18 protein-coding genes are annotated in these 18,476 nt (G+C 60.9%); 8 read left to right on the forward strand and 10 right to left on the reverse strand.

Annotated features, from left to right (window positions below):
• Positions 1-10: 10 nt before the first annotated feature.
• Positions 11-3,553 (reverse strand): molybdopterin cofactor-binding domain-containing protein, encoded by a 3,543-nt coding sequence (locus ACVTFQ_RS23430; RefSeq protein ID WP_113176968.1) that lies wholly within the window; start codon positions 3,551-3,553, stop codon positions 11-13.
• Entirely contained in the window at positions 3,550-4,104 is a 555-nt protein-coding gene (locus tag ACVTFQ_RS23435) for a (2Fe-2S)-binding protein (RefSeq protein ID WP_313760395.1), read from the reverse strand. The genes ACVTFQ_RS23430 and ACVTFQ_RS23435 overlap by 4 nt, the downstream gene beginning before the upstream one ends.
• A 358-nt stretch (positions 4,105-4,462) precedes the next feature.
• On the opposite strand from ACVTFQ_RS23435, the gene ACVTFQ_RS23440 reads away from it, so the two are divergent.
• The 7 genes from ACVTFQ_RS23440 (at position 4,463) to ACVTFQ_RS23470 (ending at position 11,347) form a co-directional block, all read left to right on the forward strand.
• Positions 4,463-5,599, forward strand: coding sequence for an FAD-dependent monooxygenase (locus ACVTFQ_RS23440; RefSeq protein WP_111562482.1), 1,137 nt, complete (start codon positions 4,463-4,465; stop codon positions 5,597-5,599).
• Positions 5,596-6,396 carry an alpha/beta fold hydrolase gene (locus ACVTFQ_RS23445; protein WP_113176969.1) on the forward strand — a complete coding sequence of 267 codons (801 nt, stop codon included), beginning with the start codon at positions 5,596-5,598 and terminating at the stop codon, positions 6,394-6,396. The genes ACVTFQ_RS23440 and ACVTFQ_RS23445 overlap by 4 nt, the downstream gene beginning before the upstream one ends.
• 68 nt (positions 6,397-6,464) lie before the next feature.
• Positions 6,465-7,217 carry an aspartate racemase/maleate isomerase family protein gene (locus tag ACVTFQ_RS23450; RefSeq protein ID WP_112435506.1) on the forward strand — a complete coding sequence of 251 codons (753 nt, stop codon included), beginning with the start codon at positions 6,465-6,467 and terminating at the stop codon, positions 7,215-7,217.
• A gap of 11 nt (positions 7,218-7,228) precedes the next feature.
• Positions 7,229-7,882, forward strand: a complete 654-nt coding sequence (locus ACVTFQ_RS23455; RefSeq protein WP_111562480.1) for an N-carbamoylsarcosine amidohydrolase — start codon at positions 7,229-7,231, stop codon at positions 7,880-7,882.
• 44 nt (positions 7,883-7,926) lie between these two features.
• Complete coding sequence (locus ACVTFQ_RS23460) at positions 7,927-8,958, forward strand: 2,5-dihydroxypyridine 5,6-dioxygenase NicX family protein (protein WP_111562479.1); 1,032 nt, start codon at positions 7,927-7,929, stop codon at positions 8,956-8,958.
• A gap of 120 nt (positions 8,959-9,078) precedes the next feature.
• Positions 9,079-9,564, forward strand: a complete 486-nt coding sequence (locus ACVTFQ_RS23465) for a MarR family winged helix-turn-helix transcriptional regulator (protein ID WP_112435507.1) — start codon at positions 9,079-9,081, stop codon at positions 9,562-9,564.
• A gap of 712 nt (positions 9,565-10,276) precedes the next feature.
• A complete protein-coding gene (locus ACVTFQ_RS23470; protein WP_112949292.1) occupies positions 10,277-11,347 on the forward strand; it encodes an ROK family protein in 1,071 nt (356 codons plus the stop codon).
• Here ACVTFQ_RS23470 and ACVTFQ_RS23475 read toward each other — a convergent pair.
• The 8 genes from ACVTFQ_RS23475 to ACVTFQ_RS23510 form a co-directional block, all read right to left on the reverse strand.
• Positions 11,320-12,327, reverse strand: coding sequence for a phosphosugar isomerase (locus ACVTFQ_RS23475; protein ID WP_112435530.1), 1,008 nt, complete (start codon positions 12,325-12,327; stop codon positions 11,320-11,322). The genes ACVTFQ_RS23470 and ACVTFQ_RS23475 overlap by 28 nt on opposite strands.
• Before the next feature lie 66 nt (positions 12,328-12,393).
• On the reverse strand, positions 12,394-13,287 hold the full coding sequence (locus tag ACVTFQ_RS23480; RefSeq protein WP_470424022.1) for an ABC transporter substrate-binding protein: 894 nt from the start codon (positions 13,285-13,287) through the stop codon (positions 12,394-12,396).
• A 69-nt stretch (positions 13,288-13,356) separates the two neighbouring features.
• Positions 13,357-14,142, reverse strand: a complete 786-nt coding sequence (locus tag ACVTFQ_RS23485; protein WP_112435509.1) for an amino acid ABC transporter ATP-binding protein — start codon at positions 14,140-14,142, stop codon at positions 13,357-13,359.
• On the reverse strand, positions 14,139-15,005 hold the full coding sequence (locus ACVTFQ_RS23490) for an amino acid ABC transporter permease (protein ID WP_112435510.1): 867 nt from the start codon (positions 15,003-15,005) through the stop codon (positions 14,139-14,141). The genes ACVTFQ_RS23485 and ACVTFQ_RS23490 overlap by 4 nt, the downstream gene beginning before the upstream one ends.
• A complete protein-coding gene (locus tag ACVTFQ_RS23495; RefSeq protein ID WP_113176970.1) occupies positions 15,002-15,952 on the reverse strand; it encodes a BadF/BadG/BcrA/BcrD ATPase family protein in 951 nt (316 codons plus the stop codon). The genes ACVTFQ_RS23490 and ACVTFQ_RS23495 overlap by 4 nt, the downstream gene beginning before the upstream one ends.
• 218 nt (positions 15,953-16,170) lie before the next feature.
• Positions 16,171-17,070 (reverse strand): tolB family protein, encoded by a 900-nt coding sequence (locus ACVTFQ_RS23500; protein ID WP_112435512.1) that lies wholly within the window; start codon positions 17,068-17,070, stop codon positions 16,171-16,173.
• A gap of 5 nt (positions 17,071-17,075) precedes the next feature.
• Positions 17,076-17,690: a sugar phosphate isomerase/epimerase family protein gene (locus tag ACVTFQ_RS23505; protein ID WP_113200817.1), complete on the reverse strand. Its 615-nt coding sequence runs from the start codon at positions 17,688-17,690 to the stop codon at positions 17,076-17,078.
• A gap of 162 nt (positions 17,691-17,852) precedes the next feature.
• The gene (locus tag ACVTFQ_RS23510) at positions 17,853-18,230 is read right to left on the reverse strand and encodes a hypothetical protein (RefSeq protein ID WP_162718004.1); all 378 of its coding nucleotides are present in this window, start codon (positions 18,228-18,230) and stop codon (positions 17,853-17,855) included.
• A gap of 2 nt (positions 18,231-18,232) precedes the next feature.
• Here ACVTFQ_RS23510 and ACVTFQ_RS23515 point away from each other — a divergent pair, with 2 nt between their 5' ends.
• Positions 18,233-18,412, forward strand: a complete 180-nt coding sequence (locus tag ACVTFQ_RS23515) for a LacI family DNA-binding transcriptional regulator (RefSeq protein ID WP_112435514.1) — start codon at positions 18,233-18,235, stop codon at positions 18,410-18,412.
• The last annotated feature ends 64 nt before the right edge of the window (positions 18,413-18,476 follow it).

The raw sequence follows: 18,476 nt of genomic DNA on the forward strand, positions 1-18,476 counted from the left end.
GTCTCCCCCTTTAGTGGCTTGCTGCCGTCACACGCTTGATAGCGTCCGCCGTATTGCTCCAAGCTGGTTTATCAGGCGCGAAGCGTGCGCGAAGATAGTCTGCCAGATCCTTGATCTGGCGCTCGTTCAGTTGCTGGCGGAAAGCCGGCATCGACATCACCTCCGGTGCCTCGCGGCCAGTGGTCTGCGCCAGGATCGCCGGCGCCTCGACGCCATTCAGGATTGCCTGGATGAGATTGTCAGGTGTCGCCGCATGCAGGTTACTGTTCAGCGCCAGAGACGACAGGATGGTGTTACCGGTGTGGCACGTGGCGCATGCGCCGTTGAACAGCCGCTCGCCGCTGGGCGAAATCCTGGCGGCCGACGCCTTGGCGGCGTCGCTGGCGACAATGGCTGCCTCGTGCTGCGCCGTGGTCTCGACCGGCGTCTCATTGAGGCTTGCGAGATAAGTGGCCATCGCGCGGATATCGCTGTCCGGCAGCGGCTGCATGACCCCCACGACATGCGCCATTGGGCCGGCGGCACTGCCGTGGTCGCGCGAATGCCCGGTGCGCAAGTAGTCGTAGAAGGCATCCTCGGTCCAGCTGACCGGCCCCTTGGCGAACGCATTCAGGGCCGGCGCCTCCCAACCGTCGGCAAAGCCACCGGAAAGCCGGGCGCTGCCACTTTTTTCCGCGCCAAGCGCATTGCGCTCGGTGTGGCAGGCGGAACAGTGGCCGAGTGTCTCCACCAGATAGGCGCCCCTGTTCCACTGGGCGTCGCGGGATTGGACATAGTTGAACGGCTCGGCCTTGAGGAAGAGAGCGTTCCAGCCCGCCATCATCGCGCGGATGTTGTAGGGAAAGTTGAGCTTCGTCTCCTGCGCCTTCTCGGCAACGGGCGCTTGCGTCATCATGTAGGCGTAGAGCGCCTGGAGATCGGCATCCTCAGCGCCCGCAAACGACGTATAGGGGTGGGCGGGGTAGAGGTGGTGCCCATCGCGGCTTATGCCTTCGCGCATGGCCCGCTCGAAGGCGGTGTAGGACCACGCGCCGATACCGGCTTCCATATCCGGCGTGATGTTGGTGGCGTAGACCGCGCCGAACGGCGTGTCGAAGCGGCGTCCGCCGGCGAAAGGCGTCCCGTCGTTGCCGACGTGACAGACATTGCAGGCACCTGCCGCCGCGGCGAGACGCCCGCGTTCGATCGTGGCGGCACTGTAGACATTGAGATCGGGACGCGGGATCGTGCCGATCGCCGGGCGCCAGGGCGAGGCCATGGTGACGAGACCCGACAAGGCGGCGACCGCGCCAGCGGCCGAGAGACCGATATTCCACCACTTGCGCTTCTTCGCCTTTGGCGTAGCAACCGGCTCGTCGGCCTTGCCGCTCAGCGCGGCAAGCACCAGTTCTGGCGTCAAGGGCAGTTCGCGGAAGCGAATGCCGGTGGCGTCATAGACCGCATTGGCGATGGCCGAGGCACTGGGAACGGAAGCCGACTCGCCGACGCCAAGCGGCGGCTCGTCCTGACGCGGCACCATCAGCACGTCGATCGCGGGCACCTCTGGGAAGGTGATCAGCGGATATCCGCCCCACTCCTTGGATTCGACTGCGGTCGAGGAGAATTCGACCTTTTCTTTCAGTACGCGACTGGTGGACTGGATGATGTTGCCGTGGATCTGGTGGCGCACGCCGTCGGGATTGATCATCATCCCGGAATCTTGCGCGCATGTCACCTTGGTGACCGCGATCTCGCCCGTCTTCTTGTTGACCGCGACATCGGCGACCCAAGCCGCCCAAGCGGCGGCCTTGCCCGGGAACGGGCCATGCACATAAACGGCATAGGCAAACCCGCGGCCGTAAAGCAGGTCACCCTCGCCGCCGAGTGTGCCCCACGTCGTGTGCGGCACCCATTTTGCCCGCTCGGCGAGCGCATGGACGAGATCGACGGCACGCGGATCGTGAAGATAGCGCAGCCGGTACTCGATCGGATCGACACCGGCCGCTGCCGCCAATTCATCCACGTAGCATTCGTGGGCGAAGGTGTTCGGCATTGCCGAGACGCCACGAAACCACGAGGCTCTCGCGATCGGCGGCATGTCGTGCACGGTTACACGCAGATTGCCATAGGCATAGGGCGGTATTGCAGTACGATCGCCCATCTGCACGACATCGGAAACCGGCGGCACTTTACCGGTGAGGATCAGCGAAAGCGTCGGCGCCAGGTTTGACGGGTAGCGCGTTTCGAAATCATAGGCGGATGGACCGCCTTCCAAATCGAGCCCCCCACGCACATCCATGATCTGGGCGGCACCCTTGGGCTCCCAGGCATGCTCCTGGTCACGCGTCAGCTGTACGCGCACCGGTGCGTTGACCGCGCGCGATAGCAGGGCCGCGTCGGCCGTGACGTCGTCGGCGCAGTTGCGGCCATAGCAGCCCGCCGCTTCCAGGCGCTCCACCTGAATGAGATCTTCCGGCATATCGAGAAGCAACGCCAGATCGCGCCGCATCGGAAACGGGTTTTGCGTTCCGGACCAGACAGTCAGGCCGGCATCGCTGTAATCCGCGACAGCGCATGACGGGCCGATGGAGCCGTGCATCTGGTAGGGCCAGACATAGGTGCGGTTCATCGGCTGCGCGCTGCCGGCCAGCGCCATATCGACATTGCCGCGATCGGCGAGCTTTCGCGGTGTCGATGGATTGGCGCGAAGCGCCTGTTCCGGAGCATTGAGTTCGGGCCACGCAGGCGGCGTGCGCCAAACGACCTTCAGGCTCTTCGCCGCCTCGATGGCGATTTCCTCGCGGGTCGCAACGACACCGACGAAATCCCCGATGGCAACCACACCCACCAATCCCTGGATGTGCGCCACCGACGCCTCGTCGATCGAGATCAGGCTGTTGCCGACATGATCACCGTGGTCGAAGCCCGCATACGGCGGGCGCACGACGCGCCCATGCAACATGCCGGGCACGCGCACATCGTGCACATAAGTCCAGCGTCCCGTGGCCTTTTCAGGAATATCCACGCGTGGCCGAGACGAGCCGACGAGACGGTAATCCGCAGCGGGCTTCAGGACAGCCTCATTGTCGATCGAGAGCCTGACATGGTCGCCGGCGACGATATCGCCGAAGCTGAGCTGCCAGTTCTCGCCACCATCGGCGCGAATGATGCCGCCTTCCAGGATCAACCGCTCACGCGCTACGCCCATGCGTTCAGCCGCCCTTGCAAGCAGATGATGGCGGGCGGTGGCGGCGGCCTGGCGCAAAGGCACGGCCGTGATCTGGATCGTCTCGCTTGCGATCGTCGCACCCTGGTTCGGCGCAGCCGAGGTGGCGCCGAGCACCATCTCGACCTGTTCGAAGGGCGTGCTCAATTCCTCGGCCACGATCTGGGCCAGCGAGGTGCGTATCCCCGTGCCGAGGTCGACATGCCCGTTGAAGGCAATCACGCGGCTATCGGCATCGATCGCGATATAGAGTTCGGCGGCGTCGCCCAGCGACACGTCATTGACGACAAGCAGCACATCGGCGGCGGACATGTAGCGGGTCTTGGGTATCTCGCGATGGTCGGTCATGGCGAAACCTCAGTCTTGTTGCCCGATGTGGCGCGATCGGCTTCGCGATTATCCGACATGTCAATGCGCGCGCGTTCGGCCCTGACATAGGCGACGGCACGCCGGGCCGCAGCAAGTATTTCCATGTGAGTTCCACAACGGCAGAGATGATGGCGCAACGCCTCGCGAATGTCGTCCTCATTGGGGTCGGCATTGCGGTTGAGCAGGGAAACCGTGGCGATGATCATGCCGTTCAGGCAATATCCGCATTGCGCCGCGGCCTCCTCGATGAAGGCCGCCTGAACCGGATGCAGATGCTCAGGCGTACCGAGGCCCTCAAGCGTCGTCACCGAACGGGTACCAACCGCGCCGAGGGGCACGGTGCAGGATCTGACCGCACGGCCGTCCATGAGCACGGCACACGCGCCGCACTCACCCAGCCCACAGCCATATTTCGGGCCATTGAGGGAAAGGTCGTTTCTAAGAATATAAAGGAGTGGTGTTTCCCGGCTTGCTTCAACGCTCTTGATGGCGTCGTTCACATTCAAACTGAAGCAAACTGGCAGTGTCAAAACAGGCCCTCCGCAGAGGACTCGACACAGACCCAGTCTTCGCTCGCTGACCGAACCGTTACACGGCGGACCTCATGCAGACGCCCGCGAACCATAACGATGCGATCGTTACCGATTCTTCGCATCTATTGCCCCTTTTATATTTTTTATAAGTGTATACGCTCCATAATGACAAATGACAAGCCGAATTCAAATGGTCGAAATTCGCTATAATATTCAATTGTCAGGCAGTTTTCTGAACGTTTTTGATGAAAATCAAAGCTCCGGCATTGCAATTTAGAGCGTATGCGCTAGACTTTTCGCAGACTTCATAATGATGGGAACAACGCTGCCGATAAGGCAGCCAAGAAAGGTCGCCATGTCCAACGGAAAAGAAAAGATCGCGATTATCGGCGCCGGCCTCGGCGGCGCGGTCGCTGGCGCGCTGCTTCAGCACGCGGGTTTCGATGTCAACATCTACGAGCAGGCGCCAAGCTTCTCGCGTTTGGGCGCAGGCATCCACATGGGGCCGAACGTCCTGAAAATCTTCGAGCGTATCGGCGTTGACCAGAAGGTCATCGGCATCAGCAGCACGCCGAGCCACTGGTTCAGTCGCGACGGCATCACCGGCGAGTACACCGCGCGCGTTTCGCTGGAAGGCTACGGCCACACCTACTGCACTGTTCACCGCGGCGACCTGCAGACCATTCAGCGCGAAGCGCTGCAGCCCGGCACTCTGCATTTTGGCAAGAAACTCTCGCGCGTTGACGACAACGGCACGGATGTTCTGCTGGAATTCGAGGACGGAACTTCCGTGCGCGCCGATATCGTCATCGGTGCCGATGGCATCAATTCGCGTGTTCGCGAAACGCTTTTGGGCGAAGAGAAGCCGAATTACAGCGGCTGGGTCGGTCACCGCGCGCTCATTTCGTCCGACAAGCTGAAGAAATACGATCTAACCTTCGAGGATTGCGTCAAGTGGTGGGGTCCGGACCGTCACATGATGGTCTACTACACAACCTCCCGCCGCGACGAATATTATTATGTCACCGGTGTGCCCCATCCTGCGTGGGAATTCGATTCGGCCTTCGTCGAAAGCAGTCGAGACGAGATGGCAGCCGCGTTCGATGGTTATCATCCGGTCATTCAGGCGCTGATCGAAAGCACCGACGAAGTGACCAAGTGGCCGCTGTTCAACCGCAATCCGCTGCCGCTTTGGAGCAAGGGCCGCCTTGTCATGCTCGGCGATGCCTGCCACCCGATGAAGCCGCATATGGCCCAGGGCGCCGCAATGGCGATTGAAGACGCCGCCATGCTGACCCGTTGCTTGCAGGAAACCGGCGTCAACGGCTTCAAGACCGCGTTCGGACTATACGAGGCCAATCGCCGCGACCGCGCCACCCGTGTCCAGACCGTGTCGAACGCCAACACCTTCCTGCTGGCGCAAGAAGATCCGGCATGGGTCTACGGTTACGACATCTACGCCGAGCCGCTGAAGAGCGAGACCGCGGCATGAGCGGCGCTGCGCTGTACGGCGCGAATGTCTTTGCGAACGGCATCCGCCAGCACTACCTGCGCTATGGCGGCAAGGGCCGCCCCGTCGTCCTGATCCCCGGCATTACCAGCCCGGCGATCACCTGGGGCTTCGTCGCCGAACGGCTCGCCGAGCGCTATGACGTCTATGTTCTCGATGTGCGTGGCCGCGGCCTGTCGTCGACCGGTCCGGATCTGGATTACGGCTTGAATTCGATGGCCGCCGACGTCGTCGGTTTCGTCGAAGCCCTCGGACTGGAACAGCCGGCATTGCTTGGCCACTCCATGGGTGCCCGCATCGCCATTCGCGCGTCGATCGCCGCACCAGCGGCCTTCTCGAGGCTTGCGCTGATCGATCCGCCGGTTTCCGGCCCGGGTCGGCGCCCGTATCCGAGCAAGCTGCCCTGGTATGTGGATTCCATTCGCCAATCGCTGCAGGGAATGACCGCCGAGGACATGAAGGCATTCTGCCCGACATGGACCGAGGAGCAACGCACCCTGCGCGCTGAATGGCTGCACACCTGCTACGAGCCGGCGATCGTTACGGCATTTGAAGACTTCCACAAGGATGACATCTTGCCGGACCTACCGAAGCTCACTCATCCGGCGATGCTGATGGTGGCCGGGCGCGGCGGCGTAATCCAGGCCGAGGACGAGGCAGAGGTACGCTCGCTCCAGCCCGCCATAGAGATCACCCGTGTGCCTGATGGTGGCCACATGATCCCGTGGGACGATTTCGACGGCTTCTTTGCAGCTCTTGGGGATTTTCTCTCCCGCTGATCTAGCGACACGGCGGGCCAGCGCCCGCCGTTCCTGTTTTCCAGTTTCATGCTTCAAAGGATACGTCCGTGCAGAAGATTTACCGTATCGGCCAGATCGTTCCGAGCTCCAACACGACGATGGAGACCGAGATCCCCGCCATGCTGACCGCCCGCCAGTCGATCCGGCCGGAGCGCTTCACCTTCCATTCGAGCCGCATGCGCATGAAGAAGGTCGTCAAGGAAGAGCTCGCGGCCATGGACGCAGAGTCCGACCGTTGCGCCGTCGAGCTTTCCGACGCCCGCGTGGATGTGCTGGGCTACGCCTGCCTCGTTGCAATCATGGCAATGGGCCTTGGCTACCACCGCGAATCGGAAAAGCGCCTCACCGGCCGCACGATCGAGGAAGGCACCAATATTCCTGTCGTCACCAGCGCTGGCGCTCTCATCGAGGGCCTGAAGGTGATGAAGGCCAAGAAGATCGCTGTCGTCGCGCCCTATATGAAGCCGTTGACCGAGCTCGTCGTGAACTACATCCGCGAGGAAGGCTTCGAGGTGAAGGACTGGCGCGCGCTGGAAATTCCCGACAATCTCGATGTTGCCCGGCACGACCCCGAAAACCTGCCGGCGATCGTGCAGACGCTCGACCTGAGCGACGTCGATGTCATCGTTCTGTCGGCCTGCGTTCAGATGCCTTCGCTTCCGGTTATCGCCAAGGTCGAGGCGATGACAGGCAAGCCGGTGGTAACCGCCGCCGTGGCAACCACTTACTGCATGCTGAAGTCGCTCGGTCTCGAAGCGGTTTCGCCGGGTGCCGGCGCGCTTCTGTCCGGCGCCTACTGAGGAGAGCCGCAATGCAGAGTGCCGAAGCGAATTATCAGGGTGTCTGGGGCAACCGTATCGGCTTCGGCCAGCGGCCCGCACTCGTCGTCATCGACTTCCTCAAGGCCTATACGATCGAAGGCGCACCGCTTTACGCGCCCGGCGTCGTCGAGGCCGTGGCAGAGACGCCCGAACTGATCGAAGCCGCCCGCAAGGCCGGCATTCCGGTCATCCACACGCGCATTCTCTATCTCGCGGAAAACTGCGCGGATGGCGGCATGTGGGTGAAGAAGTCGCCCGTCATGAAGGCGATGGTGGAAGGCAATGTGCTCGCAGAGTTCTGCGACGAGGTCGAGCCCGCCAAGAACGAACTTGTTATCGTCAAGCAGTATGCGAGCGCCTTCTTCGGAACCAGCCTTGCCTCGCATCTGCATGCGCAGGGCATCGACACCGTCATCATGGCCGGATGCTCGACCAGCGGCTGCATCCGCGCCAGCGCGGTGGATGCGGTCCAATATGGTTTCCGGGCGATCGTCGTGCGCGATTGTGTCGGCGACCGGCATCCCGATCCGCACAACGCGAACCTGTTCGACATCGACAACAAGTACGGCGATGTCGTCTCGAAGGAAGAGGCGATCGCAGAAATCGCCAAGGTCCAGTCTGGGGCCAAGTCCGACTGTCCGTAACTGTACGAGGCACATAAGCCCTCAAGCAAAATAAGGGAACGAGCATGGATCAATTCAGTTTCACGGAAATCTGCCTGCATCAGCTGAAGATGTCGGGCGTTCACGAGGGCGAGAAACTCATCGTCCTCACCCAGGGCAACGAGCGTCTCGACTACGCCGACGCCTTCATGGCGGCGGGTATGCGTCTTGGCGCGAAGATGTACCACATGCGTTTGCCACCGGTTCCGCCGGCAGGTGCATGGGCCGTCGGCCAGACCGGACTGGCATCCATGCCGGAGGCCGTGGAAGCGCTCAAGGCAGCCGACATGCTCATCGATTGCATCTTCCTGCTTTTCAGCCCGGAGCAGATGGCGATCCAGGCGGCCGGCACGCGTATCCTGACCGCGGTGGAGCCGCCGGAAGTTCTCGCCCGCATGCTGCCGACGAAGGAACTGCGCGAGCGCGTCGAATTCGCCGGCGAGCTTCTGTCCAAGGCGAAGGTGATGCGCATCACCTCCGAGCACGGCACCGACGTCACCTACAAGCTCAACACCTATCCGGCCATCACGGAATATGCCTGCACCGACGAGCCGGGCCGCTGGGACCATTGGCCGTCCGGTTTCGTCTTCACGGGTGGTGATGACGACGGTGTCGATGGCACGATCGTCGTTGCTCCTGGCGATATCCTGCTGCCGCAGAACATCTACGTGCGCGACCCGATCATCTACACGATCGAAAACGGCTGGATCACCGACATTCGCGGCGGCCTCGACGCCGAGCTGGTCAAATCCTACATGGCCGGCTTCAACGATCCACGCGGAATGGGCATGAGCCATGTCGGCTGGGGCCTCAACCAGAACGCCAAGTGGCATCGCATGGTGCCTGGCGAATTCCCCGGCGGCATGGGCATGGAAGCCCGTTCGTTCTACGGCAACGTCATGTTCTCCACCGGCCCGAACAACGAGCTCGGCGGCCCGAACGACACCGCTTGCCACCTGGACATCCCGATGCGCAATTGCTCGCTGTTCCTCGACGACGAACCGATGGTTCTGAACGGCGACATCGCCGTCAAGGAAATGAAGTATAACTTCGGGTGATACGAGCCACCATGGCGCTTCGCACGAAGCCGCGCGGAGCGCCATGCCTTGACCGTCACAATCTGCTGTGGTGTTTCATGCAGCACCGCAGGACACCATAAATGATGGATCACGCTGAGAATGACCGCCAAAGACACCGACCAGCAGCCACCGGAAGCGCCAGCATCGCAGGGTGGCTACCACGTCACGGAGCAGGTCGGACATCTTCTGCGCAAGGCCTATCAGCGCCATCTGTCGATCTTCCAGACCAACGCAAGCGACCCGGACCTGACCTCGGTGCAGTTCGTGACCTTGTGCGCGCTGCATGACCTGGGTCCGAGTTCACAGGTCGAACTCGTCAAGGCGACCTCCGTGGATCAGGCCACGATCCGTGGCATTGTCGATCGGCTCAAGGTTCGCGGGCTGGTCAACCTGTCCAAGGACGAGGCCGATGGCCGCAAGGTAGTGATCTCCCTGCTGCCCAAGGGAGAGACCTTGCTGCAGGAGATGTATCCCCGCGCCTACCATATCAGCGAAGAAACCGTGGCGCGGTTGAACCCTGCGGAGCGGGTTGCCCTGCTTTATCTGTTGCGCAAGATTGCCGATGACGAAAGCGATGAACAGTAGGTTCGGCTTCGGATACGGACGGGCAGCGGCTTGCTGCTAGCGCGCGGCTCGCCCTCGAGCACTTCCAGAAAAGAGCGCTTTGCACGGCTTGCGAACTCCGCGCATCCTGAAAGCTGGTTGAAAGCTTCCACCGGAGAGCTAGAAGGTTGCACCGTGGAGGAGGCACAATGTTCGTGACGAAATGCGGTGCACCCAGCTTTTCTCGGAGGAGACACTCAATGCGTTTGACACGCAACCTTTCAATGGAATTGCGCTGAAGCGCTATGTACCCACGTTTTCAGCGAACGCGCCGACCCATTATTCAATCACACTGCCCCGACTGGAGCGCGTTTGGCGTAGGAGTTATTTCGTGCCCGGTGGCGCAGACTTCAAATGTCTTCCTTGCGCATAGCGAGCTGCCAAACCGCGGTCACCTCTCTTTTAGTCGAGACGTTGCGTTTTCGTCCAGGCGAAGCCGTGACGCCCGGCTTTGCCCAGCACGTACGTCCCCTCAACGCGCCGGCAGCTGCCAAGGCATTCATTTGTCAAGGAACATTCCCAATGGTAAAGCTCCTTAACTATTCAACAAGAAGGCTTCGATTTGTCTCAGTCATACGTCAAAGAGCCCCCTACCCTGACGGACAGCGCGCGTGCTGTGCTGAGAGCAATTGCGACCGATGGTCCGGCCACTCGTCCGCAGTTGAGCGCGGCGTTGCAGTTCTCGAAGCCGACAATGTCTGCCGCCGTCAGCGAACTCGAAAAATACGGCTTCTTGACGCCGGCAGGTGTCAATCGCGGGAATGTGGGGCGGACTTCGATTACCTATTCAATCGGCAGCAAGGCGGGCCTGGTTATTGGCGTGGACTGCGGGACGACACGGATCCACGCAATTGCCACCGGGATCGATGGTCTTCAGGTCGCAGAGGTCGAGACCACCTATGAACCGTTGCCGGACAGCCAGCGGTTCGAACGTGTCGAAACCGTTCTTTCCGACATCCTGGCGAAATGCCCGGCGCAGCGGAGCGATCTCAGCTGTATTGTCATCGCGCTTCCGAACATGATCTCGCCGACACTCGCTCGGTTGCCGAACCGCCAGAGATTTCTGGATGTGATCGCGCGTCTCAGTGAAACGTACCAGGTGCCGATCCTTCTTGAGAACAACGTAAACTGCGCCGCGCTCGCAGAATACCATCAGGGTGCCGCGAGGGATCACTCGTTCGCGGTCTATATGCAGATCGGCGTAAATGTGGGCATGGGCATCGTGATCGACGGCAAGCTGTTTCGCGGCTTCAAGGGAGGCGCTGGCGAGATTGCGCATCTGCCATTCCCCTGGTCCGAAAGCGAGCAGCCCGCACCGCTCGGGGTCGAGTCCTATCTTGGCGCCAAGGCACTCTTGGAGCGCGCCGGCGAGACGTGGAAATCCACGGCACAGGAGGCGCCAGGGGACACCAGCAAGCTATTTGCCATAGTGGAAAGCGAGCCGACGGCGAGCATGATCGTCGATCGGCATGCGCGCGACATCGGCAATCTGGCCGCAGCATGCGTCAGTGTTCTGGATCCGGAACTGATCGTTGTGGGCGGTGGCGTCGGGCAGAATGCTCGTCTTCTGCCTGAGATTAGAAATACCGTCGAAAGGCTTTGCTGGCCGGTTGATATCGTCGTTGGCGAACTGTCGAACAAGGCCACTGTGGTTGGAGCGGTGCGCCTTGCCATGGACTTTGCCCTGGCAAGGCTTCTTGGAGAGAACGCCAAGGCGGCGTTCCTTTTTTCGCCGGATCAGGCGTCGCGCTTGGTGTCGGTCTGACGATAACGGAAATTGCAAACTGGCAGACCAGCCTCCTCCGACAGCGTCGCGATGAACAGCTGCGCCGGGAGCGCTTGAAGGACCGCGTTACCGATGTGGCTGCCGAAGTCGGGCACCGAGATTACGACGAGATTGTCGGCGTCGGCGATATCGGCGCGCGTCGTGATCAGCACTGACGGAATACCGAACCCGGCGAGGTCCTGCGCCAGCTTCACCTCACGCCCGTCGCCGAACAACAGCACGCCGGTGGAGCCGTCATTCGGCTCCATCGGACCGTGCAGGAAGTTCAGTGTGTCCCAATCCTGAGCAGCCACGCGAGCGGCCTCGCGAATAAGCAGTGCCGCGTAACCGGCCGTGCCATAAGCCGTACCGGCGCCAACGCAGTCGATCGACGTCTTGCCGGAAAGCATGCGGGCGGCCTTGTCTGCCTGCGCGCGTGTCGCCTCCAGTACCGTCGCGGCCAATGCCGGAAGCTTGGTCCAGTCAGCGCCCGAAGGAGTGCCGGCCTTGTCGGCGAGGAGTGCTCCGGCAACGAGTGAGCCGAGATAGCTGGTTGTGTTCGGACCGCTATCGGTCCCGCTTTCGGTCGCGATCATGTGTTTCACAACGCGAGAAATTGGCGTGCCATCAGCCTTTGCGATCCCGTAGCTCGCCGCATCCGGCCGGATCTCCATCGCGCGGGCAGGTTCCTCGCTTCGCCCGGAGGCGGAAAACGCGATGTATGCACTGCCTGCATCTATGGAAGCGTCATACAGATCCGTGCCGGGCAGAGAGAAAGCGCGCAAGCCCTGGCTGCGCATCTGCGCGGAGACGACATTGGCCGCATAAAGGCTTGCTCCGATACCGACCAGCACGACGGGACCGCTTTGGATCGGTGCCACATCCAGGGTTTTCAAACGTTCGGAAACCGCGGCAATGCAAGTCTCAAGTGCGGTCGGCTGCAGCGCGATCGCCTCGCGGTAGGGTACTCTGTCATTCATCATCGGATCCACTTCAAACAAAATGAGGCGGCCGGAAGTCTCCCCCCGGCCGCCGGCGCACTCAAATCAATCGTCGAGTTTCATGTAGTCGGCGAAACGGGCCGCATCGTTGATCGTGACCTTGTCGAGCTTGTTTTCGCCCAGGCCCCACTTGTCGAAAATCTTGGCGTAGCTGCCATCGTCGATCATCGACTGCATTGTCGCTGCGAGGGCGTCGCGCAGTTCCAGGCTCTCCTTGGAGACGAGCATGGCCTGGTAACCGACGGCATACTGGGCGCCGGTCACAAGCTCCAGCTTCTTCGCACCTTCAGGTTGGTGCTGGAGGCTGTAGGCGGCAACGCCGGTCGTATCCATGGAAACGTCGACGCGGCCGCTCTGCAGTGCGATCTTGATCTGGTCGTTCGACGGGAACTGCATCACCTCGAGCGGCTTGTCGCTCGGGCACAGCGTCTTCTGCTTGTCGAGAAGCTGAAGAGGGATCGACCCCTGCACGGCGCCCGCCTTCAGGCCGCAGGTGTCCTTCATCTTGTGAACGCTCTTCGGGTTGCCTTCCAGTACGATAATGCTGGTACCTTCCAGCATATAGTTCACGACATCGACGATCTTTTCGCGTTCGGCGAAGTCGCCAAAGGCGGACATGCCCATGTCGAAACGTCCAGCCTGAATGCCCGGAATGATGCTGGCGAACTGCGCGGGCATATCGGTAAACTTCACGCCCAGACGCGTGCCCATCTCGTCACGCAGTTCTTTCTCAAGTCCGGTGATTGTCTTGTTGTCTTCCGCGTAAAAATCATACGGAGGCGTCTGCGGCTCGGTACCAACCTTGATCTCGCCGGCAGTCTTGATCTTCTCAGGGAGCATGTCGTGGAGCTTCTGATCCAGACCTGCGGCGGAGGCGGTTCCGGCGACGAGCAACGACATCGCTGCAGTGGCAAGCAGGATGTTAAATGCGTTCTTCATTTGTCATTCCCCTTTTGTAAATTGCACGAGAAGGACGTGCGACCTTTTCAGATTCTCACCGCCGACTGGTCAGTGCATGCGCCTGAGAAATGCTCGGGTTCGTTCCTGCTGAGGATTGTCGATGACATCGCGCGCCGTCCCCTCTTCCACGACCACGCCCTGGTCCATGAAGACGACCCGGTCGGCGACGTCGCGCGCGAAGGACATCTCGTGAGTAACGACAATCATCGTCATGCCCTCGTCGGCGAGCTTGCGCATGACGCTCAGGACCTCGCCGACCAGTTCTGGATCGAGTGCCGATGTCGGCTCATCGAACAGCATGAGCTTCGGCTCCATGGCCAGCGCACGGGCGATGGCGACACGTTGTTGCTGGCCGCCGGATAGCTGGTAAGGATAGGCGCCTTCCCGGCCTTCCAGGTCGACCATCTTCAACAGCTGCTTGGCTCGCGCGACCGCCTGGTCACGTGATTTTCCGCAGTTCAGAATTGGTGCCTGGCTGATGTTGGTCAGGACATCCTGATGCGCGAACAGATTGAAACGCTGGAACACCATGCCGATATCGCGGCGCTGGACTGCCAATTCCTTTCCACTCATCTCGTGAAGCTCGTCGCCGCGCTCGTGATAGCCGATCAACTGGCCGTCTACGACGATCCGACCGCTGGTCATCGTCTCCAGATGATTGATGCAGCGCAGGAATGTCGATTTGCCACTGCCCGACGGACCGAGGAGACAGACGACCTCCCCCTTGCGGACGGTAAGATTGATACCCTTGAGGACATCAAGCGTCCCGAAGGACTTGTGGACGTCGATTGCCTCAACCACGACGGAGGCAGGTTGCTTTGAACGATCACTCATCCGTTTCTTCCTTCCGCGCGCATGAGACGGAGCGCAGCCTTCCAGACAGCGGGAGGCTGTTTCGCCGACCGGCCGAGGCGCTGTTCGATTGCGTATTGAATGCAGGAGGCGATCGTGGTCATCACGAGGTACCAGATGCTGGCAACGATCAGCAGTTCGATGATCAGGAAGTTTCGCGCGTAGATGTTCTGCGCCCTCGTCAACAGGTCCTGCGCCGCGACGACGGAGACCAGCGAAGTGGTCTTCAGCATCGAGATGGTCTGGTTGCCGATCGGCGGGATGATCACTCGCAGCGCCTGGGGAAAGATGATCCGAAGCATCGCCTGCGCTGGCGTATAACCCAGAGCCTTGGCCGCTTCACCCTGGCCACCATCGACGGCCAACAGTCCACCACGAATGATTTCGGCCATGTAGGCGGCTTCGTTCAGGCTTAGAGCAAGGAGAGCGGCAACGAACGCCGTGACGATGACGTTTGTATCGATCTGGAAAATACCGATATCAATGCTGGGGATGAAGAGCTGGATGTTGAACCAGAAGATGATCTGCACGAGCAACGGCGTGCCCCGGAAGAACCAGATGTAGAGGCTGGAGAAGCCTGATAGAACTGGGTTCGAGGATAGCCGCATCGTTGCGAGAATTGCGCCAGCGACGATACTGATGACCATCGAGAGCATTGTGAACAGGATCGTCAGGCGGATGCCATCAAGGATCGTCTCGTCGAAAATGTACTGCGGTATCGTCGACCAGCTGATGTGCCGGCTAGTCGCGACCATGTAGATCAGGAGTGCGACGACGGCGATCAGCACGACCGCTATGGCGCGCTGTCCCCAATTTTTCGCCGGAACGATCCTCTTGGCGTTCATGCCATTCTCCCTGGCTGATTGGTGTCGGGACGCCCGTCCCTGTGCGGCGTCGGGAGGGTCTGCGTCGTCCCCCCTTCGGAAAGAAGCCGGGCGAGCTTGATAGCCCCGATGACGGGAGGCTCACCAAGGAGCGTGACCGCCGCCCCCGGCACACGTCGGGTCAAAGCCGTCCTGAAGGCTTCGAGCAGCCGCTCCTGTCGGCTGATAACGCCACCCGCGGTAACGACCGCGTCCGCGGGCGCTCCCCGCTTTGCAAGCTGCTCGACGAGAAACGCTAGAGCATCGCCACCCTCGGCAATGACCTCGTCCGCAATGCGCGAACCCGAGGCGGCGGCATCGAAAACGAGCGGCGCGAGCGCACCAATCCGATCAGCGGAGCCGAGCCGAGACAGCGCGCGTCCAAACTCCACCGGGCTCTGCACTTCAAGTGTGTCGAGCAAAGCCTTGCCGAGATTGTCAATTGGAGATCCCGCATCGAGAGACGCGCGAACCTTCCTGGCGGCGTCGCGAACCAGACCGCTTGCGCTGCCCTCATCGCCCAGGAACCATCCCCATCCGCCAGCGGACATCATTTCCCGATGGCGGTTGCGGGTGACGGCGATCGATCCGGTACCCGCGATCACCGAGATACCCGTTGGCTTCGACGCCGCCGGCAACAGGAGCTCGGAATCGTTCAGGACCAGCACCAGGCCGGAAAAGTGCTGGGAAAGAAGAGCCTGAAGGCGAAGACAGTCTGCATCCGCGTCGCAGCCGCGCGCGCCAACCACGACCACGTCCGGCTGACCACCCTCGACTGCAAGCACCAGTTCAGCGAGGCTCCTGGCGTCTTCCAGCTCGCCCCGCTCACGCCATCTGGAGGTCTCCAGCACGTGTTCCGCCCTGGAGCCGTCTTGTCGTTCGACCAAGATGTGTGTCTTGGTCCCGCCCACGTCTACGCCCGCAATCATCTGTCACTCCAACTTCATTAGTTAACTTACCTAACTAATGAGTGGATGCAAGCATCTTTTTAGAGCGAGCTGGGTTTTGTTTATATGTTTGTGTTTCGGGCCAGGAATGAGCGTCGGAGTTTACGGGGCTCGGGTTGCTGCAGGTATTCCACGAAACCCGTAGCAACCCATCGCCCCGAAAACCGGCCTCAGCGGCGCGACCGTCGCCGGCAATCTCGCTATTCGTCTCGGCGCGGATAGCGCACATAGGCAAAGGAAGCGGAATCTGGCGCCCAGGAGGCAACATTGATGCTGCCCTGGCCGCCATTGAAGCGATCGATATCAACGATGCCGCTTCCATCCGGATTCATGATCCGGATCACTACGTCCTTGTCCGCGGGGTGCCCCAAGGTTCCCGAGGGAAATGCAATATAGGAGACGAGCTTTCCATCCGGCGACAGGTGGGGGAACCAGTTGACGCACTCGTCATGCGTTATCTGTTCCAATCCGGAGCCATCCGTCCGCATTCGAAACACCTGCGCGTGCCCAGGCGATTTGGCAGCGGCCTCCGAATTGAAGTAAATCCACTGTCCATCCGGGCTGTATTCGGGCCCATCCACGGGGCAAGCGCCGTCGGTCAGAACGACATCGGCTCCACCTGCCGCGGGAATTGTGCAGACGCGAGTGACGACCTTTCCACCCTCCATCTCCAGTCCGACATAGGCCAGTGTCTTTCCATCGGGCGAGATGCCGTGAAGATAGTAGCGAAAACCACGGCTGGGATCCTGCTCGTTGGAGACCCGCTCCGGCTTCCCGCCCTCAATCGCAACGCGATACAGATGGCCGTCATTGGCGCTGATATACAGCCACTTGCCATCCGGCGAAATGACATGGTCGTTGTTGAGATCCTCGACGGGTGCGGTGTTGATCCGGATGGGACCGTCGAGCCCGTTCGGAGAGATGCGAAAGAGCCTGCCGTCGCCATTATAGACAAGCCATTTCCCGTCCGGCGTCCAGTTGGGCGCTTCAATAAGCTCCCCCGTTTCGTAGATGACTTCGATCCGCTTGCCATCGCTGGATGAAACGACAAGCTGGCTGATCTGGCCGTCGTGAAGGCGGCGTGGTGATTTGGGACGCATGGCAGTTACCTTTGCTGATGAGAGGGCGCGGCGACGGCGTGTTTCATCCAGCCGTCGAGATAATTGATTGATTGAATAAGGAAATCCGGCACATCGGCCGCGTGGTCATGCTCAATGACCAGAAGATCGACGCGGGTGAAGGAAAGCGCCTGGCCGATCGCTATCCAGTCGAGCACACCGGAACCGATATAAGCGCCGCCCTTTTGAGCCGGATCACCATGTTGGCCTGCGACATCGCGCATATGCAGGGCGGTGATGCGAGTCCCATGACGCTGAAGAACCACCGCAGGATCGAGCCCAGCTGACGCCAGCCACCCGAGATCGCACTCCCATTCGAGCTCCGGCGCGGCAGCCAGAAGCAGCTCGATCGGTGTCTCGCCCGTGCGCATCGGCGCCAGTTCCGCACCGCCATTATGCCAGCCGAGACGCAGGCCTTCCGCTGACAAATCCGCGGAGAGGTCGGCAAGCTCCCTCGCCAGCTCGAGGCAGGACGGCCTGTCGGCAAGAATTTCGGCTGAGACGCCCGGCACAACCAGTCGAGCAACACCGAATTCCTCGACCAAATGCCGGCTAAAAGCGCGATCCTTCAAAAGGCCGAGCGGCACATGTGCGCTCGGCATCGTCATTCCGCGTGAACGCAGAGCCACGCCGAAGCCGGGTGTATCATAGTTTCCGCTCCAGCCTTCGACCCTGAAAACGCCATGCCTCCCCAGAAGCTCCAGGATTGGGTCCAGCGGCTCGATGTCACGTGCGTATCGAGCTGGAACGACAAATGCATCGCTTCAGCTCTCTAGGCGATTGAGGAACGAAATCGACCGACACGCGCCCTCGTACAAGTCATTGGGCTCATCGTGTTCGACCGCGACGTGGTCCGCGCGGGTAAATAATGCCAGAGCCTTGCCCCAATCGATCATGCCATCGCCCATTGCCGCCCAGCCCCTTCGGCGGCGGTCCCCACCTTCTGATAAGTCAATTTTCTCTCCTGGTCTAAAAAACTCTGCGCAGCCGGATATTTCGCCATCTGCATGCTGCGGCCCTGCCCAGCGCTCGTCGCCGATATTGGGGTCGTTGTCATGCACCTCGAAGGCGATGCCCTGATCGCCCGAGCAAGGCGCGCATTCCTTTGATCCTGTAGGATTATCTGAAATTGGACGCGACATCGATGCGACCGCGAAAAGTCACACTGGCCGACATTGCAGCTAAGACAGGCTACGGGAAAAACACCGTGTCGCTTGCTCTACGCGGAAGCACGCGCATCTCGCAGGCAGCACGGGACCGCATCCGCGGTGTCGCGGGCGAAATGACTATGTACCCAACAAGATCGCGGCGTCGCTCGTCCTAAACCGAAGCAACACGATCGGGTTGATCCTGCACGAGATCACCAACCCTGGTCTGACGAGTGTCGT

It is taken from the genome of Rhizobium sp. O111 (assembly GCF_055616315.1).